Genomic DNA, 24,360 nt, shown 5'->3' on the forward strand with positions numbered 1-24,360 from the left:
AGCTTTCCTAGGAAAAGCTGCTTAGCTTTCCTTCGGCGTCAGCACCTGGCGACCACGGTACATGCCGGTCTTCAGGTCGATATGGTGCGGGCGGCGCATTTCGCCGGAATTCTTGTCCTCGACATAGGTCGGGGCCTTCAGCGCGTCGGCCGAGCGGCGCATGCCGCGCTTGGACGGGGAGGTTTTTCGTTTTGGAACAGCCATGGATATACTCCACCAATCGGTCAAATGACCCTGTCCGCCCTCGTGAAAGGGCCGCGCAAGGGCCGGAAACTGAGAAAGTTGGCGAGCCTATACACGGCGAAAGCCGGCTTGACCAGCCCGAAGCGACTCTTTTTTCGGTCCTGCAGGCGCCAATCTAATCCAGGCACTGCACATAGGCGCCAGCCTTGCCGGCACGGCGTTCGATGACCGAGGCAAGCCGCTTGAGACCAGGTCCTGGCTTGGCCGGATTGCGCGCCGCGGGATTGGGCAAGGTCACCGCCAGAAGCGCTGCCTGGCGCCGCGACAGCTGGCTTGCCGGCTTGCCGAAATAGTGTTGCGACGCCGCCTCGACGCCGTAGATGTTGGGGCCCCACTCGGCGATGTTGAGATAGATCTCCATGATCCGCCTTTTGGGCATCAGGGCATCGAAATAGATCGCCAGCGGCAGCTCGACCACCTTGCGCAGGAAAGAGCGGCCATTCCACAGATAGAGGTTCTTGACCGTCTGCATCGGAATCGTCGAGGCACCGCGCGTGGCCTCGCCTTCAAGCGCGTCGTTGATGACGCCGCGGAGCTCGCCAAGGTCGATGCCCTTGTGGAAGCAGAACTGCCCGTCCTCGGACATGATGACGGAATGCGCCATGACGGGCGCGATGTCGTCGAGCGGCACCCACTGGCGGTCATAGCCTTGTAGCGTGACGAGGTCCTTGATCATCAGCGTCGAGATCGGGCGCACGACAGGAGGCAAATAGAGGATGGTCAGCACCACCGGCAGCGCCACCATGATCGCGGCGACCAGCGCGCCGAGCCGCACCCAGCGGCGCAGGCTTCCGCGCGAGAAAACCCCGCGACGCGCTGCTGCCATCTCCAGCCTTTCGGTTTCCGGCTCTATGATCGGTTCCGACAACCCGTCCGCCCTGCCTTGTCAGCCTTTTGGCATAAAGGCGGTTGGCTTCTTGCGCAACGTCTGACTGTCGGCTACCGCTCGCCGCCATGACGATCGACAGCGATATCATGTTCGAAACCTTCCTGCGCATGCGCGCAGAGACCGTCGAGACGCAACTGCGGCAGCTGCTCGGCGAGAGCACCCTCTTCGGCGAGATCGCACGACCTGGGCATCTGATGGCAGCGATGCGCCATGGCGTGCTCAATGGCGGCAAGCGGCTGCGTCCGTTTCTCGTGCTGGAGAGCGCCGCCCTGTTCGACGCCGACGGCGAGGCGGCGCAGCGCGTCGCCGCAGCCCTCGAATGCGTGCACTGCTATTCGCTGATCCATGACGACCTGCCGGCGATGGATGACGACGACCTGCGCCGCGGCCAGCCGACAGTGCACAAGGCCTTCGACGAAGCGACCGCGATCCTTGCTGGCGACGGCCTGCTGACCTTTGCCTTCGACATCATTGCCGACGACGCGACGCCGCTGCCGGCGGATCGCCGCGCAGCCCTTGTGCTGGCGCTCGCCCGCGCCGCGGGCCCCGGCGGCATGGTCGGCGGCCAGGCGCTCGACCTCGACGCCGAACGCAACAAGCCCGACGAAGCCGGCGTCATTCGCCTGCAGGCGATGAAAACGGGCGCGCTGATCCGTTTCGCCTGCGAGGCCGGCGCCATCGTCGCCGGCGCCTCAGCAAACGAGCGCGAAAGACTGTCCGAATTCGGCTCGGCGATCGGACTTGCGTTCCAGCTTGCCGACGACCTGCTCGATCTCACCGCCGACGCCGAGACGATGGGCAAGGCGACAGGCAAGGATGCTGCCGCCGGCAAGGCGACCCTGGTTTCGCTGCACGGCCCCAACTGGGCCCGCTCCCAACTCGCCGGCCTGGTCAGCCAGGCGCATGACTTGCTGGAGCCCTTCGGCGAGCGCGCAATCATGCTCAAGGCTGCCGCAAGTTTCATAGCCGAGCGCAATAGCTGATCTTTACTGCCACCCAAGCAACAATCTCGCGGACAAGTTGTGCAGGTCAGAAACTCTTAATGTTAATGGTGTCTATTCCGGCTCTGTAAGATTGTGCGTATGTGTTTGGGGTTGCGCATGCCGGAGCACTCGTCCTTCATCCGTTCGATACGGATCAGATACCTTTCGGGGCTCCTGATCTTCGCACTGACGTCCATTGCCGTGATGCTGGCCTTCAGCCAGGGCAATACATATCGCCGCGATGTCGATGCCATTGCCGCCGAACTTCAGCTGTTTTCACGCGAATTGCGCAACGCCAGCAGTTTCGCCGAGACGACGAACGCCGCCTGGCGGCCGGAAACGCAGCAGGCGCTCGCCGCTGCCGCGCACAACCATGCCGTCCGGCTCGATGTCCGCATCAACCACCTGGCCGCAACGATCGACGCGATACGCCCATATCTGTCGGACAAGTCGCTGCGCGAGCTCGACAGCGCCGCGATCAACGGCGATCTGTTCTGGTCGGCACGCGACATCGCCCGCAATCTCGGCGCGCTGGCGAGCGCCCAGAGCGCCGATGAGTGGAGCTATCGCGAAATCCGCAACCAGAACGAGCTGTTTGCCCAGCCAATGCTGCTGCGCGCCACCGCCGCGATGGAGAACGAACGCCGTTACGCCGAGACCCGCAGCGACCGGTTGCTGACGACCGCGGCGGCATTGCTGATCCTGGTCATCGCCGGTGTCGCCGTCTGGGTGTTCAGGCCGATGGAGCATGCCATCCGACGTGCTTTCGCCGAAAGTACCGAGTCGCTTCAGAAAGCCGAGGCTGCCGATCGCGCCAAGTCGGAATTCCTCGCCAATATGAGCCACGAGATCCGCACGCCGATGAACGGCGTGCTCGGCATGGCCGAGCTTCTGGCGCGCACCGACCTGACGCCGCGCCAGAAGACTTTCACGGAAGTCATCGTGAAGTCGGGCAACGCCCTTCTGACGATCATCAACGACGTGCTCGACTTCTCCAAGATCAACGCCGGCCAGCTGACGCTCGACCCCGCCCCGTTCCATCTTGGCGAGGCGGTGGAGGATGTCGCGACCCTGATCTCGGCGCGTGTCGCTGAAAAGAACCTCGAGCTGATCGTGCGCATCGACCCGCGACTGCCGACCCACGTGACCGGCGACGTCGGCCGCTTCCGCCAGATCATCACCAACATGCTCGGCAATGCGGTGAAGTTCACCGAGCGCGGCCATGTGCTTGTCGATGTCACCGGCGAGGTCGTCGATGGGACAGTAGCGCTCAGCGTCCGCGTCGAAGACACCGGCATCGGCATCCCCGCCGACAAGCTGCAGAGCGTGTTCGAGAAATTCGCCCAGGTCGACGGCAGCTCGACCCGCCGCCACGAAGGCACCGGTCTCGGCCTTGCCATCGCCGCACGCCTCGTAGACCTGATGGGTGGCCGCATCGGCGTCGAAAGCGAACTCAGCAAGGGTTCGGTGTTCTGGTTCACCGCCATGCTGCCGGTCTACGAAGCCCAGCAGACCAATAGCGTCGTGCCGGTCGACGTCACCGGCGCGCGCGTGCTGGTGATCGACGACAACCCGGTCAATCGCGAAATCCTGCTGGAACAGTTGAAGAGCTGGGGCTTCGATTGCGCCGCGGCCGAAAGCGGCGCCATTGGCCTCGCCTTCCTCGACCGTGCAGCCCAGTTGGGCGCCAGCGTCGACTGCGTCATCCTCGACTACCAGATGCCGGGCATGAACGGCGCCGACGTCGCCAAGGCAATCGCCGCCGACAGCCGCATCTCGTCGATCCCGGTGGTGCTTCTGACCTCGGTCGACCAGATCGATTTCTCCCGCATGGTGCTCGATTTCGGCATATCCGCGCATCTGACCAAGCCGGCCCGCTCGGCGGTGCTTCTCGGCACGGTGATCGCGGCGGTACAAAAGGCCCGTTCGCAGGCCGGTCGCATCGAGTTCGTGCGCGAGCCGGTCCGCCACGCACCACCACCGGCCTTCACCGTCATCCGCGGCCCTGCCCCCGCACTGCTCGTCCAGCCGGAGCCTATGGCGCTGCAAGGCGGCGGGCTCGATGTTCTGGTGGCAGAGGACAATGAGGTCAACCAACTCGTCTTCGGCCAGATCCTTGCCGGCCTTGGCCTCAGCCATCGCATCGCCGGCAACGGCCGCACGGCGGTGGAGATGTACCGCACCTTCAAGCCGAAGCTGATCCTGATGGACGTTTCGATGCCGGAGATGAACGGCTACGAAGCAACGCGCGCCATCCGCACCGAAGAAGCGGCCAACGGAACGCGCACGCCGATCATCGGCGTCACCGCGCACGCACTCAAGGGCGACCGCGAGAAATGCATCGACGCCGGCATGGACGATTACCTGCCCAAGCCGGTGTCGCCCGACAAGCTCGGCGCCAAGATCGGGACGTGGCTGAGCGAGAGCGCGGAACTCGCCCAGTCGGCATAGACGCCGCTAGATGGCTATGACTTCTTTATTTCTTGGGGTGTCCGCCTCTCTCGAATCCTGATGCCAGGGCTTTTACCTTCCTGACGCGACCGGACGACGGCGATCTCGCCGCTCCGGCGCGAACAACAAGGAAGTAAAAAATGCTTCGTACCCAGATGCCCGACCGCTTCGTCAGCGCACGCACCGTTGAGCCCACGCGCCGCGAGTCCGCCAATGATGGCAACCTGGTCAAGGGCCAGACCGAACCCTTCATGTTCACCCGCCTGTTCTTCGTGACCGGCGTGCTGCTGGGTGGGCTGGCGCTGGCCACCATGCTTTCAAGCTGACGATGGAAATCTCGGACGTGATTTCGGTCGAGGACGTGGTCCTCGACCTCCAGCCGGAGGGCAAGACGCGGCTGCTCAAAGCGCTTGCGGCCCATGCGTCGCGGCGCACCGGCTGTCCTGCTGCCGAGATCACCTCGGTGCTTGCGGCGCGGGAAAAGCTCGGCTCGACCGGGCTCGGCCAGGGCGTGGCGATACCGCATGCCAGGATGCGCGGGCTGCAGAGGCCATATGGCGCATTTGCGCGCCTCGCTGCGCCCTGCCCGTTCGAGGCCATCGACGACCGGGATGTCGATCTTGTGGTCCTTTTGCTGTTGCCGGAGGCTTCGCCGCAGGAACATCTCAACGTGCTGGCCAAGATCGCCCGCCGGTTGCGCGACGCCGAAGTGGTGATGCGTCTGCGCAAGGCTGACAATGCTGAAACGGCACATCGCCTGCTCACTGATCAGCCGCCACTCAAGAGCTCCGCGGCGGCCTGAACAAATCGGCCGTCAGCGGTTCCTGACCACGATGCAGGCGCCGCCGATGCTGCGCAGGCTCTGGCAGATCCTGCCGGCTTCGCTGCGTTCGTCGGCTCCGATGCGCACGGCATAGACGCCGCGCCGGCCGATCGGCGTCCGCACCCGGCTGACGACCGGCTCGTGCGACGACAACAGCTTCGGAAACCGGGCTTCGAGCCGCTGCCACTGCCTGATGGCCGCCGAGCGGCGGAAGTTGCCGGCAACCTGGATGCCCCAAGGTTTCACATGCACGCTCGCCATGGCGATGGTCTCGGACATGATGACCCTGAGATTCTGGCAGGCCGCCGCAAAGGACATCTTCGGAGCGAGCGGCCTGTTCGTGCCGGCATGAGCCTTGTCGGAAAAATTGTCGGCCGGCTCGCCCATGATGTCGAGCACATAGTCCTCGGTTTCGAGCGGCAGGAAGCCGCCGGAAGATAGCCAGCGCGCAACGCGGCTTTCGCCGGCATTGTAGGCAGCGGCGGCCAGGCCGAGATTGCCGAAGCCGGACTTGAGTTCGCCGAGATAGCGAGCCGACGCCGGGATCGCCTGCTCCATGTCGAAAGGATTGGCGAGGCCGCGCATCGCAGCGGTACCCGGCATGAACTGGGCGATGCCTTCGGCGCCTGCCGGGCTCACCGCGTTCGGATCGAAGCGGCTTTCCTTCCAGATCAGACGGGCGAAGAATTCGCTTGGCAGGCCGTGGCGCCGGGCATGGATGTCAATCAGGTAGCAGACGCGCGCGGCATGGGCCTTTTTCGGCGACCGTGGCGGATCGGCCAGTACAGGCACGCACATAGCCAGCGAAACGAGGAAAGCCAGCGCTGTCCTCGACAGGTTCCGCATCGCTATTCGGCTGCCGCCTGGCCGCCCCGGCCGAAACGCTGCTCGATATAGTCGGCGACCATCTTCTCGAAATCGGCAGCGATGGCAGGCCCACGCAGCGTTGCCGCTTTCTTGCCGTCGATGAACACCGGGGCCGTAGGCGTCTCGCCAGTGCCGGGCAGTGAGATGCCGATGTCGGCATGCTTGGATTCGCCAGGGCCGTTGACGATGCAGCCCATCACCGCGACCTTCAGCATCTCGACGCCGGGATATTTCTCGCGCCAGACCGGCATGTTCTTGCGCAGATCATCCTGGATGTTCTGGGCCAGTTCCTGGAACACGGTCGACGTGGTGCGACCGCAGCCCGGGCATGCGGCGACGATCGGCACGAACTGGCGGAAGCCCATGGTCTGCAGCAATTCCTGCGACACTTGCACTTCCCGGGTCCGGTCGCCATTGGGCTCCGGCGTCAGCGAGATGCGGATGGTGTCGCCGATGCCCTGCTGCAACAGGATGCCCATCGCCGCCGACGAAGCGACGATGCCCTTCGAGCCCATGCCGGCCTCGGTCAGGCCGAGATGCAGCGCGTGGTCGGAGCGGGCGGCAAGCATGGTGTAGACGGCGATCAGGTCCTGCACGCCACTGACCTTGGCCGACAGGATGATGTTTTGGCGCGGCAAGCCGATTTCTTCGGCGAGATCAGCCGAAATCAGCGCCGACTGCACGATGGCCTCGTGCATCACCTGGCTGGCGGTGAGCGGCGAACCATTCGCCTGGTTCTCGTCCATCAGCCTTGTCAGCAGGTCCTGGTCGAGCGAGCCCCAGTTGACGCCGATGCGCACCGGCTTGTCGTAGCGGATCGCCATCTCGACGATGTCGGCGAACTGCTTGTCCTTCTTTTCCTTGAACCCGACATTGCCTGGATTGATGCGGTACTTGGCGAGCGCCTCGGCGCAGGCGGGATGATCGGCAAGCAGCTTGTGGCCGATGTAATGAAAATCGCCGACCAGCGGCACCTGGATGCCGAGCCTGGCGAGACGGTCGCGGATATGCGGCACGGCGGCAGCGCTTTCGTCGCGGTCGACGGTGATGCGCACGATTTCGGAGCCGGCCCGATGAAGGGCGGCAACCTGGGCGACGGTCTTGTCGATGTCAGCAGTGTCGGTGTTGGTCATCGACTGCACGACGACAGGTGCTTCGCCACCCACGATCACGCCGCCGACGCTGACGCCGACCGACTTGCGGCGGGGGAATGGGGACGAAAAATAGCCGGTCATCGGACGGCCTTCTTGAAGCTCGAGGTATCCGCGCCTGAGGTGGCGCGCGCTGCGCGCGATGTCAATATCGCAGGTGGTCGCGCCCGCCAAGGGTCAGCGCGAACCCCTTTGTTAACCTGCCCGCGAACGGCGAGATGAACGGCCGCGCCGGATGCGATATGGTAGATGAGCATAATGGGGGATTTCATGGCAACTCCGCGTCGCGTTCCCGTATTGCCATTTGTCGTCTTGTCGAGCCTGCTGGCTATCGCCGGTGCCCGCGCCCAGGCGATCGAACCCGGTAGGGAAGGCGAACTCGCCAATTTCATCCCGCCCGCAGCCGGCGCGCGCGCCTGTTTCGGCCGCGTCTATGACGCGGCGCACCTGAAAGCGCATCCGCAGCAGCGGGTGACGGAGATGCAGTTCCGCCTCGCCTACTACATCCATGATCCGGATGAGTTCTCGCCCAAGGGCCAGCGCAACTACTATTTCGAGGTCCTGGCCCGGCTGCGCGGCCACAAGCAGCCGAAGCCGCTGACTGCCATGGGCGAATGCCGTCCCACCGAAGACGGCAAGGCGATCTTCTGCGGTGTCGACTGCGACGGCGGCGGCGTGACGGTCAAGCGTAGCGGCGACGGCAAGATCATGGTCGACCTCGAGGCGCTCGGTCGGCTTCGCATGACAGTCGATTGCGGTGAAGACGAAGATGGCGTCGAGGTGACATCAGGCGCCGACGACAAGCGTTTCCTGCTGTCAAAGCTCCCGGACGCCGCGTGCCCAGCCTACGACGACTGGTAGAAAAAGCGCAGGTCCCACACCACAATTTCACGAAACTGTGCGACAGCGGTGCTTCTTTTGCGCCGCACAGCACGTATATGTTGCATCGCACCATAGAGATTCCCGAAGGATTTCCTGCATGACCGCGACCAGGACCGCCATCGTTACCGGCTCGACTTCCGGCATCGGCCTCGCCATCGCCGAGGCTTTCGCCCGCGACGGCATGAATGTCGTCATCAACTCCTTCTCCGACACGCCGGCCGACCATGCCATCGCCGAGCGGCTGGCGAAGGAACACAAGGCCGAGGTTGTCTACATCAAGGCTGACATGTCGAAAGCGGCGGAGTGCCGGGCGCTGATAGCCAAAACCGCCGAAGAATTCGGTTCCGTCGACGTGCTGGTCAACAATGCCGGCATCCAGCATGTCGCCCCGGTCGAGGACTTCCCCGTCGAGAAGTGGGACGCCATCATCGCCATCAACCTGACGTCGGCGTTTCACACCACCGCGGCCGCGATCCCGCTGATGAAGAAGGCCGGCGGCGGCCGCATCATCAACATTGCCTCGGCGCACGGGCTCGTCGCATCGGCCTACAAGTCGGCCTATGTCTCGGCCAAGCACGGCATCATGGGCCTGACCAAGACGGTGGCGCTGGAACTGGCGCAGGAAAAGATCACCTGCAACGCCATTTGCCCCGGCTACGTGCTGACCCCGCTGGTCGAAGCGCAGATCCCCGACCAGATGAAGGCGCACAACATGGACCGCGAGACGGTGATCCGCGAGGTCATGCTCGACCGCCAGCCGACCAAGGAGTTCGTGACCGTCGAGCAGATCGCGGCGACCGCGGTCTTCCTCGCGTCGGCGGCAGCGGCCCAGATCAACGGCACGCACATCTCGGTGGATGGCGGCTGGACGGCCCAGTGAGGTCCGCCAAGCGGGCAAAAGAATCCAAACCAAAGGAATAATGACGCCATGACTGGAAACGGCAAGGCGGAGGAGACGAAACCGATCAACATCGCGCTTCAGGGTGGTGGCTCGCACGGGGCCTTTTCCTGGGGCGTGCTCGACCGCCTGCTGGAGGACGGCAGGCCCGACATCAAAGCCATCTCAGGCACCAGCGCCGGCGCGATGAACGCGGTGGCGCTGGCCGACGGCTGGGTGCGCGGCGGCGGCGACGGCGCGCGCGCCAAGCTCGCGGATTTCTGGCGTGCAGTTGCGCGCAAGGGTCGTTTCAGCCCGGTGCAGCGTTCGCCCTGGGATGTGGTGTGGGGCAACTGGTCGATCGAGAATACGCCCGGCTACATCTGGTTCGACACCATGTCGCGGGTGTTTTCGCCCTATGTAGCCAACCCGCTGAACCTCAACCCGCTGCGCGATGTCGTCGCCGAAGAGATCGACTTCGCCAATGTCCGTGCCTGCAAGGACATCGACCTGTTCATCTCGGCAACCAATGTCGAGACCGGCCAGTTGCGCGTGTTCAGCGACGGCGAGATCGACCTCGACACGGTGATGGCCTCGGCCTGCCTGCCGCAGATATTCCAGGCCGTCGAGATCAACGGCGTGCCCTATTGGGATGGCGGCTATGGCGGCAATCCGGCGATCTACCCGTTTTTCAAGGCCAACGACACCGACGACGTGCTTCTCGTCCAGATCAACCCTGTCATCCGCGAGCAGACGCCCAAGACGGCCAACGAAATCCAGAACCGCATCGACGAGATCACCTTCAACGCCGGGCTGCTGCGCGAATTCCGCGCCATTGCTTTCATCAAGGAGCTGATCGCCGCCGGGCGCCTGCCGCATGGCGAGTTCCGCGACATCCGCATGCATCGCATCGATGCCGACGAGGCCTTCAAGGATCTTTCGGCGTCGTCCAAGGTCAATGCCGAATGGGCGTTCCTCGAATACTTGCGCGACCTTGGCCGCACCTCGGCCAGCGACTGGCTCGAAGACAACTTTGATTCGGTCGGCACCAAGGCCACACTCGACCTATCCGGGCAACTCGACGACGGCTTCAAGCCGCTGCACGGCCCCTCTGTCGGACGGCGCGTACGTGAGTTTTTGGCCACAAGGACCAAGCCGGCTGCCGTTCGCCAACACAACTAACCCGCGAGAATCGGCCCATTCGACGCGGCAACCGCAGCGTGCTGACACTTCCTGCCAGTTTTGTCAGGATGATGTTTCCATTCTTTTTTATCACTATTTTGCGATCTGCATTTGATGTAGAAGACGCCCTTCCGCCACTTTGCCCCCGCGGCGGATTGAATGCGGTATTGCGCGCCACCATATCGGGGCGACGCGCCAGGCAAGATGGCGGTAGCCGCAACCGTCCTTAACGGATAACGACAATGTCGAAGATTAGGTTCCATAAGCTTGCAGCCTTGGTCGTGCTCGTGGCATTCGCCGCGTGGATGGGCACTGGCGAATTCTCCTCGGTGGGTAGCGCCCAGACAGCCCCCGAAGAAAAACCTGCCGTAGCCGAGACACCCAAGGTACCCCTGCGCACCGTCATGGTCGTGGCGCCGCCTCGTATCGAACACGCCCGCGCCATCCGCATTTCCGGCCAGACCGAAGCAGAGAAGCGTGCGACACTTGCCACCCGCGCAGCCGGCATCATTGCCGAACTGCCGGTCAAGCAGGGCGACCACATCAAGCAGGGTGACCTGATCCTGATGCTCGACGCCGAAGAAAAGGCAGCCGCCGTCGAAACGTCCAAGGCCGTGCTGTCGCAGCGCAAGGCCGAATGGGAAGCAGCCCAGAAGCTGACCAAGGCAGGCTCTGCGGCCAAGCTGACCGGCGACATCGCATGGTCCAACTTCCAGACCGCCCAGTCGCAGCTCCAGGCATCCGAAGCCGAGCTGTCGCGCAACCAGGTCAAGGCACCATTCAACGGCGTCGTCGATCGCGTCGCGGTGGAGCTTGGCTCCTCGGTCGCCCAGGGCGGCGAGGTTGCCACAATCCTGAGCCTCGACCCGATCCTCGCCAAGGGCGAGATCAGCGAGCGCGACCTGCGCTACGTCAAGATCGGCGACGAGGCCGATGTGAGCCTGATCAATGGCGAAGTGGTCAAGGGCACCGTCCGCTACATCAGCCGCGACGCCACCGCCAAGACGCGGACCTTCCCGATCGAGATCGCGGTCCCGAACAAGGACAATGCCATCCCGGCAGGCATGACCGCCGAGATCACGGTGCGCGCCAACCCGACCAGCGCGGTGGTTTTGCCCCGTTCGGTGGTGACACTGGGCCAGAACGGCGACCTCGGCATCCGCGCCATCGACGCGGCGTCGAAGGTGGTCTTCTATCCGATCGACCTGGTCGACGACACCCAGAAGGGTCTCGTGCTCGGCGGCATTCCCGCTGATGCCAGGATCATCATCGCCGGCCAGGACCTGGTCAAGGAAGGCGACGAAGTGCAGGCCCAGGTCGCCGACGAGGCGGCCCTCAAGAAACTCGCTGAAAGCGCGGCCGGGACACAGTAACAATGGATATCGTCAAGCTTGCGATCCGCAATGCGCGACTGACTCTTTCGGTCTTGCTCTTCCTGGTCATCGCGGGGGCGCTTGCCTACCGCGCCGTGCCCAAGGAGGCCGAGCCGGACGTCGCCATTCCAATCATGTATGTCAGCCTGGTGTATAACGGCATTTCGCCTGAAGACGCCGAACGGCTGCTGCTCCGCCCCGTCGAGTCCCAGCTCAAGAGCCTGAAAGGGCTCAAGGAGATGAAGTCGAACGCCTATCAGGGCGGCGCCAACGTCATTGTCGAGTTCGACCCGTCGGTGGACCTCGGCGACGCGCTGATCGACACGCGCAACAAGGTGCAGGACGCCAAGCGCGACCTGCCCGCGGGCGTCGAGGAACCGACAGTCAACGAGGTGAACCTCTCCGAGTTCCCGGTCGTGTTCATCACGCTGTCCGGCGACATACCGGAACGCGCGCTGACCGCCGCCGCCAAGCAACTGCGCGACCGCATCGAGGAAGTGCCCGGCGTGCTCGAGGCCGAGATCCAGGGATCTCGCGACGAGCTTGTCGAGGCGATCGTCGATCCGGTGAAGCTGTCCTCCTATGGCCTGCAGCTCGACCAACTCATCCAGGGCGTCGGCGCATCGAACAGCCTCGTCGCCGCCGGCACCATCGAGGGTGCGGAAGGCAAGTACGCGGTGAAGGTGCCGTCGTTGATCGAAACGCCGGAGGATGTCGCAAACCTGCCTGTCGTGGCCGGCCCGAACGCCGTCGTCAGGGTTCGCGACGTCGCCACCGTCCGCTCGACCTTCAAGGACGCCGAGACGATTGCCCGCATCGACGGCAGGCCGGCGATCACGCTGGCAATCAAGAAGCGTATCGGCGCCAATGTCGTCGAGACCATCGAAGGTTCGAAGAAGGTCGCGGAAGAATTCGTGGCACAGAGCAAGAAGGTGCTGCCCGACCTGCAGGTGACCTATACCCAGGACAAGTCGGTCTTCGTCAACCAGCTGCTCAATGACTTGCAGAACCACGTGATGATTGCCGTCATCCTGGTCTTCATCGTCATTCTCTACGCACTTTCGGGGCGCGCCTCGATGCTGATCGGACTGGCGATTCCGTCTTCGTTCCTGATCGGCATCCTGCTGCTTGCCCTGATGGGCTACACGATCAACATGATCGTGCTGTTCTCGCTCATTCTGGCAGTCGGAATGCTCGTCGACGACGCGATCATCGTCACCGAATATGCCGAGCGCCGCATGTCGGAAGGCATGCCGAAGGAACAGGCTTTCGAGGAAGCAGCCAAGCGCATGGCCGGACCGGTCATTGCCGCGACGCTGACCCGTATCGCCGCCTTCTCGCCTCTGCTGTTCTGGCCAGGCATCGTCGGCGACTTCATGAAGTACCTGCCGATCACGCTGATCGTCACGCTCGCCGCGTCGATGGCCTATGCGCTGATCTTCGCTCCGGCGATTGGTGCCATCATCGGCAAGGCGCCTCTGCATACCGAGGAAGAAAATCGCGACGGCCTCTACATGGCGGTCGTCAAGAAGGCGGTGGTCTACCCGATCACCGCCATCGTGCTGACGATGATGCTGCTTGGCGGCGGGCTGTATTCCTACGTGAAGTTCGGCAACGGCGTCGAGTTTTTCCCGTCTGTCGAGCCGGACTACGGCCTGCTCTACGTGCATGCCCGCGGCAACCTCTCGCTTGAAGAAATGGACGCAGCGGTTCGTATCGCCGAGGACAGGATCATCGGCTGGCCGGGCATCAAGTCGGTCCTGACCAAGGTCGGCAAGACGCGCGGTGGCGAGGACGTTCCGGAAGACGTCGTCGGCGTCATCAACTACGAGTTCATCGACTGGCGCGAGCGTCAATCCGCACACACGATCCTCGACGACTTGCGTGTCGCGATGGCTGGCATTCCAGGCGTCGATGTCGAGGTGCGCGTTCCGGACGCCGGCCCGCCGACCGGCAAGGCCATCCAGGTCCAGCTCTCGGCAACGGACCCGACTGGTCTCAACGACTATGCCAAGCAAGTGGCTGCGGCCGTGGCCAAGGTTCCCGGGGTCATCGACATTTCCGATGGCCTGCCGCCTCCTGGCGTCGACTGGGCGCTTGAGGTCGATCGCTCCAAGGCCGCGCAGTTCGGCGTCAGCCCGACAGCTGTCGGGACCGTGGTCCAGCTCGTAACCACGGGCCTGAAACTGACCGACTATCGCCCCGCGGGCACGGATGACGCCGTGGACATCCGGCTCCGCCTGCCTGAGGACCGCCGCACGCTGTCGGCGCTCGACGATCTGCGCATCGAGACGGCGCAGGGCTCCGTGCCGATCTCCAACTTCGTCTCGCGCAAGCCGGAACCGACCGCTGGCGTCCTGAAGCGTATCGACAGCAAGCGCACCATCACCATCCAGGCCAATGTGGCAGGCGGCTTCCAGGTCGCCGAAGTGCAGGCGGCGGTGGCCAAGACCGTCGGCGACATGGCCAAGCCTGGCGTCGACTGGAAACTCGCCGGTTCGAACGAAGACAGCGCCGAGGCGGCAGCCTTCCTCAGCAATGCGTTCGGTGCCGCGATCTTCCTGATCTTCATCGTGCTCTTGGCGCAGTTCAACAAGTTCACCAGCGTGCTCCTGGTGTTGTCCTGCGTTGTCATGGCGGTGATCGGGGCGTTGCTCGGCATGCTCTTGACCGGCCAGACCTTCGTCATCGTCATGTCCGGTATCGGCTTCATCGCACTGGCCGGCGTGGTGGTGAACAACAACATCGTGCTGATCGACACCTACGACCGGCTGCGCGATGAAGGTTGGAACAAGCTCGACGCCGTGCTGCAGACTTGCCGCGAGCGCGCGCGCCCCGTGGTGCTGACCGCACTCTCGGCCATCCTCGGCGTCATGCCGATCGCCTTCGGCCTGGGCCTGGAGATCTTCCACCACGAGACGACGATCAATGCGCCGTCGACTCAGTGGTGGATCGCGCTCTCCTCAGCCATCGTCTTCGGCCTGTCCTTCGCGACGGTGCTGACGCTGGTGGTGACGCCCGCGATGCTGATGGTGTTCACCCGCGACAAGCGAAAGGCCGGCCAGCGTGGCTGGCTCAGCAAGCTCTTCCGCTTCGGCAGGAAGGACAAGGCCGAGGCCGGCGCCACCCCGGCACCCGGTCCCGACGAGCCCGCCGTCGCCTTCCCCAAGGCTGCGGAATAAACCGACCAAGCAAGAGTGCATGAAAGGCCGCCCAGGAACAACCGGGCGGCCTTTTGCGTTGCTGCCTCGATGAAACACAAGATTCCGAGGCATGGACAATGACAATTTCAACGCTGCTCATCATCATCCTGATCCTGATCCTGCTTGGCGCCGTCCCGGCCTGGCCGCACTCGCGCGGGTGGGGATACGGCCCATCGGGCATCGTCGGCATCCTGCTCGTGGTGCTGCTGGTGCTGATGCTGATGGGCCGGGTGTGACAATCCAAGCTTAGCCGAACAACAAAACGCCTGGAGTGCTCCGGGCGTTTTGCATTGGATCAGGCGGCGGCCTTGAGCCTGGCGGGGAGCAGGTCGAGATCGTCAAGCGCCCCTTTCACCGCCTCGTCGAGCGGCGTGTGGGGAATCTCTCCGACGACAGCCTCTAGTCTCGTCGAGACGAGCCGGTGCGGCTCGAAGCGCAGATACGACATCGACACGATCGCCTTCCACATCGAGACGAACGGACTGCCGGCGCGCAGCACCCACCAGGGCATCGAGGCGAGCCTGAGCCTGCGGCCGGTCACGCGCTCCATCGCCGCCTTGATTTCGAGATCGGTCAGCGCATGGCCCGGGAAGTTGAAGTTCTCATAGCTGCCAAGCCGTTCTTGCTTTTCTGCAAGCGCAACGAAGGTGTTGGCGAGGTCGGGCAAGTACGCCCAGGCATGGACGAGCTCGACAGGGCCAGGTGCTGTATAGACGCCCTTGGCGAATTTTGAGGCGATCACCAGATCGAACCACGAGCCGGTGCCCTTGCCACCAAAGAAATCACCCGCCCTGAGCAGGATCGTGCGCACCCGGCCGGCATCGGCCTCGCGCCGGTAGAGCTGCTCCTGCGCCGCCCTGATGCGGCCCTTCTCGGTGCTCGGGTGCTGCGGCGTGTCCTCGGTGATCTCAGCCGGCATCGGCGAGCCGAAATTGTAGACAGTGCCCGCAACCATGTGCAGGGCGCCGTTGGCGTGGCACGCCGCCATGACGTTTTCGGCCATCGGCAGGACCGAACTCCAGTCCGAGTAGACAGGGCTCAGGCCGTTGAAGATGATGTCCATGCCTCGGGTGGCATCGACCAGCGACTGCCGGTCGAGCGCATCGGCAGCGAATGCTTCGGCGCCGATCAGTTCCGATGGCAGCTTGCCGTCACGAGTGATCGCCCGCACTTCATATCCGGCGTCGAGAAAGGCCTTGGCGACAGCGCGGCCGAGCCGGCCACGGGCACCCAATATTGCGATCTTGGTCATGTCGGTCACTCCGGTTTGTTTGTATGACCTCTATTTCGTCCATTCATTGCCGGATTTAAATTGACTACGGATGGCGTTTCGATATCCATTTTTGAATATATGACTGAGATCGACTGGAACCTGATCCGAAGCTTTGTCGCTGTCGCCGAGGCCGGCAGCCTGTCGGCTGCGGCGCGCCGTCTCGCCTCGAGCCAGCCCACGCTCGGCCGCCATGTCGCCGAACTCGAGCAGGTGCTCGATGTCACGCTGTTCCGCCGCGGCCGCCAGGGTTACGTGCTGACCGAGGCCGGCAGCCTGCTGTTTGAACGTGGCCGGTCGGTCAGCGAAGAGGCGACCGCCTTCGCCCGCCTGGCGCTGGGTTCGGTGGAAGCGATCGAAGGCACTGTCCGTGTGGCGGCGAGCGAGATGGTGGCAGCCCATGTCCTGCCCGCCATGCTGGCGCGCCTGGGCATCGAGGAGCCCGGCATAGAAATCGAGATCGTCGCTTCCAACGAGGTTGAAAACCTCCTGCGCCGCGACGCCGACATCGCCATCCGCATGGTGCAGCCCGCCCAGAACGAGCTGGTGGCACGCAAGGTCACCGACATCGCGCTTCGTATGTGCGCTGCGACAGCTTACCTCGAACGGCGTGGACGGCCCCGGCGGCCGGAGGATTTGCGTGACCACGACCTGATCGGTTTCGACCGCAGCGATGAGATGATCCGGGGCTTCGAACACTTCCTGCCTGGCATCACGCGGCACAACTTCCGCCTGCGTAGCGACAACCACATCGTGCTCTGGGAAGCGGTGCGGGCAGGCAACGGCATCGGCATCGCGCAAGAACAGCTCATCCATCGCGAACCGCTGCTCGAAACAGTCCTGCCTGACCTGCCGCTGCCAAAACTGCCGGTCTGGCTCGCTATGCACCGCGACGTGCGCGCAAGCGTACGCATTCGCCGCGTTGCAGATTTCCTGAACGAAGAGCTGAAGCGCTATTCCGCCGGCACCGTCTGAGTACCGGCCCTGAAGTCGGCATGGCGGGCGAGCCCGGCCATGACGGACACCACGACCAGCAGTCCGGACAAGGTGACGAAAACAGGCGCGAAGCCAGTATGGCCCGCGACGAAGCCGATCGCCGACGGCGCCACCAGGATGCCCGAATAGCCCATCGTGGTGACGACGCTCATGCCGATGTTCGGCACCACACCGGGCTGGTTGCCGGCGGCGGAAAAGGCGATCGGCACCATGTTGGCGACGCCAAGCCCGCACATGGCAAAGGCAGCGATGGCAATCCATGGATTGGGCGCGAGGCCGGCCGCAAGCATGCCGGCAGCGGCGACCAGCGCCGAGACGCGCAGCGTGTTGACCGCGCCGAAGCGGTTGCGCACGCCGTCACCGAGGAACCGCATCAGCGCCATGATGCCGGAGAAGGCGGCAAAGGCGAAACCGGCGGTGGCGATGTCGGCCCCGAGTTCCTGCTTGAGATAGAGCGCGGCCCAGTCGAGCACGGCACCTTCCGGGATCATCGAAAACAGCGCCATCAGGCCGACAAGGTAGATCGCCGCCAGGCGCGGCATGCGGAAATGCCTGCTTTCATGCGCCACCGGCTTGTCCTCGATGAGGTAGCGCAGGGCAAAAGCGGTCATCGCAGCGGCGACAACCGTGACGAACATGGCGTGCGGCAGATGCCCGAATTGCTGGATGGCGATGCCACCGAGTCCGCCGCCGACGAAACCGCCGAGGCTCCAGAAGCCGTGCGACGACGACATGATGGCGCGCGACAGCCGCTTTTCCACCGCGACCGCATTGGCATTCATGGCGACATCCATGGCGCCTGCCGTGGCGCCGAAGATGTACATCGTCAGCGCGGTCAGCCAGACGTTGGGCGCCAGCGCCACAAGCAGCAATGCAAAGACCAGAATCCAGGCGAAACCGATGACAACAGGACGTGAGCCGCGCTTGGTCATCAGGTAGCCTGAAAACGGCATTGCCGTCAGCGCACCGATGCCGAAGACCAGGATCAGCAGGCCGAGCACGAACTCGCTGATGCCGAGCCGCGTGACCAGCAACGGAATCTGCGGCGCCCAGCTCCCGGTCATGAAGCCGTTCATGAAAAACGCGGCCGCAACGGCCCATCGGGCCGAGGCTGCATTGGCGGATGTCGGGGTGGCGTCTTTGGCGTTCATCGAACGCACTCCTAACATGGCTGCCCGGTGGCTGAAATCGATCTCAGCCTGCCGTGATCGCGGGATTCAAAAAGTGACCGCCACCGTTCGGATCGGTCGCGATGTGTCATTGCATACCGGTATTTTTAAATCGATTGAATCGCACGTCAAGGCAGCTTTCTCGACAAGCATTGGGCCAGACCGGTAACAAAGGTTAACGATTGCCCGAATTCCGTCGAATAGCTCGGCTAACTTGGAAGCCTAGAAACTGCGGCGGGACGGGCAACAACTCCACGTTCGCAATCGTTTCGAAGCGTTGCATGCCAAATCGGGTGGGGGTCGGCTTCGGCATTGTCGCCGGGTCGTGCCAGTGTGGAGTCTTGTATCATGAATACCCCCGCTTTCCGGCTTGCCGGGATATCCAGCGGCCTCGCCGCCCGCCTGCCCCGGTTGCATCTGTCGAGGCTCGAGATTGCCTTGCTTGGCGCCGCCGCGGTGATGGCGATCGCAATCGTTGCCTTCGGGTTCTCCGGCAGCGACGAGCCCGACCCGATAGAAACCGCAACTGTCCTGCCACCGCGCCTCGAAACCAAGGCTGCCGGCATGGAAGTCAAGACAGCGACAGCCGAGCCGATGGCGACCACGCCCGCTCCGACGGCAGCCGCGCCGGTTGCCGCAGCACGGCCGCCGCTGCTGGCGGCACCCGCCTCGTCGCCTGTCACCGGCCACTTTGAAAAGCCGGCGCCGACCACAGCTGCCGGCCCGGACGAGCGCGGTTCGGAGACCGTCGCCGTCGCCGACATCAGTGCGCCTGCGACCAGCGAGACGCCTGACGCCTCCGACACGGCGTCGATCATGGCTGAAGGGCTGCGCGGGACGCTGGATGTGCAGGTCGCCGAAACCGAGGCGGAGATCGCCATGCTCGAAGCATCGACCGGCATGGTCGACGCGAACGCGGTCCAGGCGCCCTTGCCCGACATGAGCCCGGCCAAGGCGGCCAAATACGCCAACCTGCGCGATGGTCCTGCCGATGAAGCCAAGGTGATCGTGGTGGTACCGGCCAATGCCGCCATCGAAGCAGAGACCGGCTGCAACTGGTGCACGGTCGTCTACAACGGCCAGCGTGGCTACATGTTCAAGAGCCTGATCCGGCGCAGCGTCAAGGAAGAGGCAGCTGCCGGCCAGGGCCTGTTCTAGGCCAAGGAATTGGACAGGCCTGGCAACGACGAACGTGCCCGGCCTGCAACTATTCAGCCGTAGACGACCAGAAGATCCTTGGCGTCGATCTGGTCGCCGGTACGCACCAGGACTTCGGCAATCGTGCCGTCGCGCTCGGCATGAAGTGCCGTTTCCATCTTCATCGCCTCGATCGACAGCAGCACGTCGCCGGCCTTGATCGGCTGACCTGCCGAAACGGCGAGCGTCGAGACCACGCCGGGCATCGGCGCACCGACATGGGCGTCGTTGCCAGCCTCGGCCTTGCGCCGTGCCTTGGAAGCCGAGGCGCCATGGGCACGGTCCGGCACCTTGATGCGGCGCGGCTGGCCATTGATCTCGAAGAACACAGTCACCATGCCCTTTTCGTCGACGTCGCCGACGGCCAGGCAGCGGATGACCAGCGTCTTGCCCTTTTCGATGTCGACGAAGACTTCGTCCTCCGGCTTCATGCCATAGAAATAGACCGGCGTCGGCAGCACGCTGACCGGACCGTAATTCTCCTGCGCACCAACGAAATCGGTAAAGACCTTCGGATACATCAGCCAGGAGGCAAACTCGTCCTCGGACAGCTTGCGGCCGAGCTTTGCTTCGATCTCCTTGCGGTTTGCCTTGAGATCGGCGGCCTTGAGCAACGAACCGGGGCGCGCGGTGATCGGCTGTTCGCCCTTCAGCACCTTCTTCTGCAGTGCCGCCGGCCAACCGCCGGGCGATTGCCCGAGATCACCGCGCAGCATCGATACGACCGAATCCGGGAAGGCGATGTCCTTGGCCGGGTTCTCGACGTCGGCGACGGTCAGCTCCTGGCTCACCATCATCAGCGCCATGTCGCCGACCACCTTGGACGACGGCGTCACCTTGACGATGTCGCCGAACATCAGGTTGACGTCGTGATAGGCCTGCGCCACCTCGTGCCAGCGGGTCTCGAGCCCGAGCGAGCGCGCCTGCTCCTTAAGGTTGGTGAACTGGCCGCCCGGCATTTCGTGCAGATAGACTTCCGAGGCAGGCCCCTTCAGGTCGCTCTCGAAGGCCGCATACTGGTTGCGCACCGCCTCCCAGTAGAACGAGATGCGGCGGATCCATTCAGGCGCCAACCCAGGATCGCGGTCCGAGCCGCGCAGCGCTTCGACGATCGAGCCCAGGCAAGGCTGAGAGGTGTTGCCGGAAAAAGCATCCATCGCCGCGTCGATGGCATCGACCCCGCTCTCCACCGCCGCGAGCACCGTCGCGGCGGACAGGCCCGAGGTATCGTGGGTGTGGAAATGGATCGGCAGGTCGGTCGCCTCGCGCAGCGCCTTGAACAGCGCCCGCGCAGCACCGGGCTTGAGCAGGCCGGCCATGTCCTTGACGGCGATGATATGGGCGCCGGCGGCCTCCAGCTCCTTGGCCAGCCCGACATAATATTTCAGGTCGTACTTGGCGCGGGCCGGATCGAGGATGTCACCGGTGTAGCAGATCGCCGCTTCGCAGAGCTTGCCCTCTGCGCCGACGGCGTCCATCGACACGCGCATGTTCTCGACCCAGTTGAGGCAGTCGAAGACGCGGAACAGGTCGACGCCGCCGGCTGCGGCCTGGCGGACGAAATGCTGGACGACGTTGTCGGGATAGTTGGTGTAACCGACGCCGTTGGCGCCGCGCAGCAGCATCTGCAACAGGATATTGGGCGCTGCCTGACGGACTTTCGACAAGCGCTCCCACGGATCTTCGGTCAGGAAACGCATGGCGACGTCGAAGGTCGCACCGCCCCAGCATTCAAGCGACAAAAGCTGCGGCAGCGCGCGGGCATAGGTGCCGGCGATCTTAGCGATATCGTGGGTGCGGACGCGGGTCGCCAGCAGCGACTGGTGACCGTCACGCATCGTCGTGTCGGTGATCAGCACCTGCTTCTGGTCGCGCATCCAGGCAGCGAACTTCTCCGGGCCAAGGGCGTCGAGCCGCTGCTTGGTGCCGTCGGGGATCGCTCCAGTGAACCATGGCACGACAGGAGCTGCGGCTTCCGGGTTTGGTGCGGCACGGCCGCGCGTCTCGGGATGACCGTTGACGGTAACGTCGGCAAGGTAGTTGAGCAGCTTGGTGGCGCGGTCCTGCCGCTTGACCTGGGCGAACAGCTCGGGCGTCGAGTCGATGAACTTGGTCGTGTAGGAATTATCGCGAAACGCCGGGTGCGTGATGATCGCTTCGAGGAACGTCAGGTTGGTTGCCACGCCGCGAATACGGAATTCGCGCAGCGCGCGGTGCATGCGGGCGATGGCTTCGACCGGGTTCGGCGCCCAGGCGGTGACCTTTTCCAGCAACGGATCGTAGAAGCGGGTGATGACCGCGCCCGAATAGGCCGTGCCGCCGTCGAGGCGGATGCCGAAGCCGGTGGCACCGCGATAGGCGGTGATACGGCCATAGTCGGGGATGAAGTTCTGTTCCGGATCCTCTGTGGTGATGCGGCACTGCAGGGCATGGCCGTTGAGGCGAATGTCGGCCTGAACAGGCACGCCCGATTCCGGCGTCCCGATGGCAAAGCCGTCGAGGATGTGGATCTGCGCCTTGACGATGTCGATGCCGGTCACCTGCTCGGTGACTGTGTGCTCGACCTGGATGCGCGGGTTGACCTCGATGAAGTAGAACTTGCCGGTGTCGGCATCCTGCAGGAACTCGACAGTTCCCGCGCCGATATAGGCGGTGTCGCGCGCGAGCTTGAGGGCATAGCCGCACAGTTCCTGGCGAAGTTCCTCGCTGAGGTAAGGTGCCGGCGCGCGCTCGACGACCTTCTGGTTGCGGCGCTGGATCGAGCAGTCGCGCTCGAACAGATGCACGGCGTTGCCATGGGTGTCGCCCAGCACCTGCACTTCGACGTGGCGGGCACGCTCGATCAGCTTTTCGAGATAAACCTCGTCCTTGCCGAACGCTGCCTTGGCCTCGCGCTTGCCTTCGGTCACCTCGCGGGCGAGATCGGCCTCGCTGCGGATGGCGCGCATGCCGCGGCCGCCGCCGCCCCAGGAAGCCTTGAGCATCAATGGATAGCCGACCTCGGTGGCGAGCTTTTTCACTGCGTCTATGTCGTCGGGCAGCGGATCGGTCGCCGGGATGACCGGCACGCCGACTTCGATGGCGAGATTGCGTGCTGCCACCTTGTTGCCAAGCCGGCGCATCGTTTCGGGCTTGGGACCAATGAAGGTGATGCCGTTTTCGCCACAGGCTTCGGCGAACTCCGGGCTTTCCGACAACAGGCCGTAGCCGGGATGGATGGCGTCAGCACCGGACAGCTTGGCGACGCGGATGATCTCTTCGATCGACAGATAGCTTTCGATCGGCCCCATGTCCTTGGCGAGATGGGGTCCGCGGCCGACCTGGTAGGATTCGTCGGCCTTGAAGCGATGCAGCGAATATTTGTCCTCTTCGGCCCAGATCGCCACGGTTTTGAGCCCCAGCTCATTGGCCGCGCGGAAGACGCGGATGGCGATTTCGGATCGGTTGGCGACGAGGATCTTGCTGATCGGCACGAAAACGCTCCAGGCACGGGATATTTAAGAGGCGGCGAATGATTAGCGGGAAAATGCTGCAGTGCAACCGAAAATGCATTCTCTTAAATCGATTTAATTTCCCCAGCGTCAGACGGGTATATTTTCCACGGCACAAAAAAATGCCCGGCGCAAAGCGCCGGGCATTTCTCCTCAGCAAATGGTGCTGAAATTACTTCTGCGGCTTGTAGGTGTACTTGCCGTCGTCGCCCTTGACCCATTCATACATGATGTAGCCGGGCAGCTTCGGGTCGCCCTTCTCGTCGAAGCCCATGTCGCCGAGCACGGTCGGGAAGGTGTTTGCCTTCATCGCCTTGGCGACTTCCTGCGGATCAACCGAGTTAGCGGCCTTGGCAGCACCTGCAACGACCTGCATCGCGGCATAGGAGTACAGCGTGTAGGCCTCAGGATTGAAGCCGGCAGCGCGGAACTTCTCGACCAGCGCGTTGTTGGCCGGGTTCAGGGTCGGATCGGGACCGAAGGTGTTGAGCGTACCGGCAACAGCGTCGCCAGCGATCGAGGCCAGTTCGTTCGACACGATGCCATCGCCCGAGACGAGCGTCGCCTTGAGGCCCTGGTCAGCCGCCTGGCGGATGATCAGGCCGGCTTCGGTGTGAAGGCCGCCCCAATAGATGATCGTAACGCCGGCTTCCTTCATCTTGCCGATCAGCGCCGCGAAGTCCTTGTCGCCGATGTTGACGCCTTCATACATGACTTCCGTCAGGCCGGCGGCATTCATCGACTTCTTGGTTTCGTCGGCAAGGCCCTGACCATAAGGCGTCTTGTCGTGGATGACGGCGATCTTGGCGTCCTTGAACTTCTCCGCGAGGTAAGCACCGGCGATGGCGCCCTGCTGGTCGTCACGGCCGCAGGTGCGGAACACGTTCCACAGGCCACGCTCGGTGAACTTCGGATTGGTCGCAGCCGGGGTGATTTCGAGGATGCCGTTCTCGGCGTAGACTTCCGAAGCCGGGATCGAGACGCCCGAGTTGAAGTGACCGATGACGAACTTGACGCCGTCAGCGACGAACTTGTTGGCGACCGAAATGCCCTGCTTAGGATCGGAGACGTCGTCACCAACCACAAGCTTGATCTGCTCGCCGTTCATGCCACCAGCAGCGTTGATATCGGCGACAGCCTGCTCAGCGCCCTTCTGGAGCTGCGCTCCGAACGCCGCGTTCGGGCCGGTGATCGGGCCAGCAACGCCAACGATGATATCGGCCCATGCGCTGCCGCTGAACGCGACGAGCGCGGTCAGTGCAACAGCCGACAAAAGTGACTTTTTCATTGAAACACTCCCATTAATTGAGTGG

20 protein-coding genes are annotated in these 24,360 nt (G+C 63.7%); 12 read left to right on the top strand and 8 right to left on the bottom strand.

What is annotated here, in order from left to right:
* Positions 1 to 21 precede the first annotated feature (21 nt).
* Positions 22 to 204: a 50S ribosomal protein L32 gene (gene rpmF / locus J1C56_RS19150; RefSeq protein ID WP_008834724.1), complete on the bottom strand. Its 183-nt coding sequence runs from the start codon at positions 202 to 204 to the stop codon at positions 22 to 24.
* A 154-nt stretch (positions 205 to 358) separates the two neighbouring features.
* Entirely contained in the window at positions 359 to 1,069 is a 711-nt protein-coding gene (gene mtgA, locus J1C56_RS19155; RefSeq protein WP_214391842.1) for a monofunctional biosynthetic peptidoglycan transglycosylase, read from the bottom strand.
* Between the two features lie 128 nt (positions 1,070 to 1,197).
* Here mtgA and J1C56_RS19160 point away from each other — a divergent pair, with 128 nt between their 5' ends.
* From J1C56_RS19160 to J1C56_RS19175, 4 genes are all read left to right on the top strand, one after another.
* Positions 1,198 to 2,115, top strand: a complete 918-nt coding sequence (locus J1C56_RS19160; RefSeq protein ID WP_214391642.1) for a polyprenyl synthetase family protein — start codon at positions 1,198 to 1,200, stop codon at positions 2,113 to 2,115.
* A gap of 117 nt (positions 2,116 to 2,232) precedes the next feature.
* On the top strand, positions 2,233 to 4,566 hold the full coding sequence (locus J1C56_RS19165) for a response regulator (RefSeq protein ID WP_214391643.1): 2,334 nt from the start codon (positions 2,233 to 2,235) through the stop codon (positions 4,564 to 4,566).
* 140 nt (positions 4,567 to 4,706) lie between these two features.
* On the top strand, positions 4,707 to 4,892 hold the full coding sequence (locus J1C56_RS19170) for a hypothetical protein (RefSeq protein ID WP_214391644.1): 186 nt from the start codon (positions 4,707 to 4,709) through the stop codon (positions 4,890 to 4,892).
* Positions 4,893 to 4,894: 2 nt separating this feature from the next.
* Entirely contained in the window at positions 4,895 to 5,368 is a 474-nt protein-coding gene (locus J1C56_RS19175; RefSeq protein ID WP_214391645.1) for a PTS sugar transporter subunit IIA, read from the top strand.
* Between the two features lie 12 nt (positions 5,369 to 5,380).
* Here J1C56_RS19175 and J1C56_RS19180 read toward each other — a convergent pair whose 3' ends face one another.
* Together J1C56_RS19180 and ispG are read right to left on the bottom strand one after the other, a co-directional pair.
* Positions 5,381 to 6,235 (bottom strand): lytic transglycosylase domain-containing protein, encoded by an 855-nt coding sequence (locus J1C56_RS19180; protein WP_214391646.1) that lies wholly within the window; start codon positions 6,233 to 6,235, stop codon positions 5,381 to 5,383.
* 2 nt (positions 6,236 to 6,237) lie between these two features.
* On the bottom strand, positions 6,238 to 7,491 hold the full coding sequence (gene ispG / locus J1C56_RS19185; protein ID WP_214391647.1) for a flavodoxin-dependent (E)-4-hydroxy-3-methylbut-2-enyl-diphosphate synthase: 1,254 nt from the start codon (positions 7,489 to 7,491) through the stop codon (positions 6,238 to 6,240).
* A gap of 186 nt (positions 7,492 to 7,677) precedes the next feature.
* On the opposite strand from ispG, the gene J1C56_RS19190 reads away from it, so the two are divergent.
* The 6 genes from J1C56_RS19190 to J1C56_RS19215 all read left to right on the top strand — a co-directional run bounded on the left by J1C56_RS19190 (position 7,678) and on the right by J1C56_RS19215 (position 15,160).
* Positions 7,678 to 8,268 carry a hypothetical protein gene (locus tag J1C56_RS19190; protein ID WP_214391648.1) on the top strand — a complete coding sequence of 197 codons (591 nt, stop codon included), beginning with the start codon at positions 7,678 to 7,680 and terminating at the stop codon, positions 8,266 to 8,268.
* Positions 8,269 to 8,386: 118 nt separating this feature from the next.
* Positions 8,387 to 9,169 (top strand): 3-hydroxybutyrate dehydrogenase, encoded by a 783-nt coding sequence (locus tag J1C56_RS19195; RefSeq protein ID WP_214391649.1) that lies wholly within the window; start codon positions 8,387 to 8,389, stop codon positions 9,167 to 9,169.
* Positions 9,170 to 9,217: 48 nt separating this feature from the next.
* Positions 9,218 to 10,348: a patatin-like phospholipase family protein gene (locus tag J1C56_RS19200; RefSeq protein WP_214391650.1), complete on the top strand. Its 1,131-nt coding sequence runs from the start codon at positions 9,218 to 9,220 to the stop codon at positions 10,346 to 10,348.
* Between the two features lie 242 nt (positions 10,349 to 10,590).
* On the top strand, positions 10,591 to 11,721 hold the full coding sequence (locus J1C56_RS19205) for an efflux RND transporter periplasmic adaptor subunit (protein ID WP_214391651.1): 1,131 nt from the start codon (positions 10,591 to 10,593) through the stop codon (positions 11,719 to 11,721).
* A 2-nt stretch (positions 11,722 to 11,723) separates the two neighbouring features.
* Positions 11,724 to 14,903: an efflux RND transporter permease subunit gene (locus tag J1C56_RS19210; protein ID WP_214391652.1), complete on the top strand. Its 3,180-nt coding sequence runs from the start codon at positions 11,724 to 11,726 to the stop codon at positions 14,901 to 14,903.
* 98 nt (positions 14,904 to 15,001) lie between these two features.
* Entirely contained in the window at positions 15,002 to 15,160 is a 159-nt protein-coding gene (locus tag J1C56_RS19215; protein WP_214391653.1) for a DUF3309 family protein, read from the top strand.
* A gap of 59 nt (positions 15,161 to 15,219) precedes the next feature.
* Here J1C56_RS19215 and J1C56_RS19220 read toward each other — a convergent pair whose 3' ends face one another.
* Positions 15,220 to 16,176 carry an NmrA family NAD(P)-binding protein gene (locus J1C56_RS19220; protein ID WP_214391654.1) on the bottom strand — a complete coding sequence of 319 codons (957 nt, stop codon included), beginning with the start codon at positions 16,174 to 16,176 and terminating at the stop codon, positions 15,220 to 15,222.
* A gap of 99 nt (positions 16,177 to 16,275) precedes the next feature.
* Here J1C56_RS19220 and J1C56_RS19225 point away from each other — a divergent pair, with 99 nt between their 5' ends.
* The gene (locus J1C56_RS19225; RefSeq protein WP_214391655.1) at positions 16,276 to 17,169 is read left to right on the top strand and encodes a LysR family transcriptional regulator; all 894 of its coding nucleotides are present in this window, start codon (positions 16,276 to 16,278) and stop codon (positions 17,167 to 17,169) included.
* On the opposite strand, the gene J1C56_RS19230 is transcribed toward J1C56_RS19225, so the two are convergent.
* Positions 17,148 to 18,341, bottom strand: coding sequence for an MFS transporter (locus tag J1C56_RS19230; RefSeq protein ID WP_214391656.1), 1,194 nt, complete (start codon positions 18,339 to 18,341; stop codon positions 17,148 to 17,150). The genes J1C56_RS19225 and J1C56_RS19230 overlap by 22 nt on opposite strands.
* A 366-nt stretch (positions 18,342 to 18,707) precedes the next feature.
* Between J1C56_RS19230 and J1C56_RS19235 the strand changes: the two genes are divergently transcribed.
* Positions 18,708 to 19,517, top strand: coding sequence for an SH3 domain-containing protein (locus J1C56_RS19235; RefSeq protein ID WP_214391657.1), 810 nt, complete (start codon positions 18,708 to 18,710; stop codon positions 19,515 to 19,517).
* Positions 19,518 to 19,570: 53 nt separating this feature from the next.
* Here J1C56_RS19235 and pyc read toward each other — a convergent pair whose 3' ends face one another.
* Both pyc and J1C56_RS19245 read right to left on the bottom strand, forming a co-directional pair.
* Positions 19,571 to 23,029 (bottom strand): pyruvate carboxylase, encoded by a 3,459-nt coding sequence (pyc, locus tag J1C56_RS19240; protein ID WP_214391658.1) that lies wholly within the window; start codon positions 23,027 to 23,029, stop codon positions 19,571 to 19,573.
* A gap of 190 nt (positions 23,030 to 23,219) precedes the next feature.
* Positions 23,220 to 24,335, bottom strand: coding sequence for a branched-chain amino acid ABC transporter substrate-binding protein (locus J1C56_RS19245; RefSeq protein WP_214391659.1), 1,116 nt, complete (start codon positions 24,333 to 24,335; stop codon positions 23,220 to 23,222).
* Positions 24,336 to 24,360 lie beyond the last annotated feature (25 nt).

Source organism: Aminobacter anthyllidis, from assembly GCF_018555685.1.
Taxonomy (GTDB): Bacteria; Pseudomonadota; Alphaproteobacteria; order Rhizobiales; family Rhizobiaceae; genus Aminobacter; species Aminobacter anthyllidis.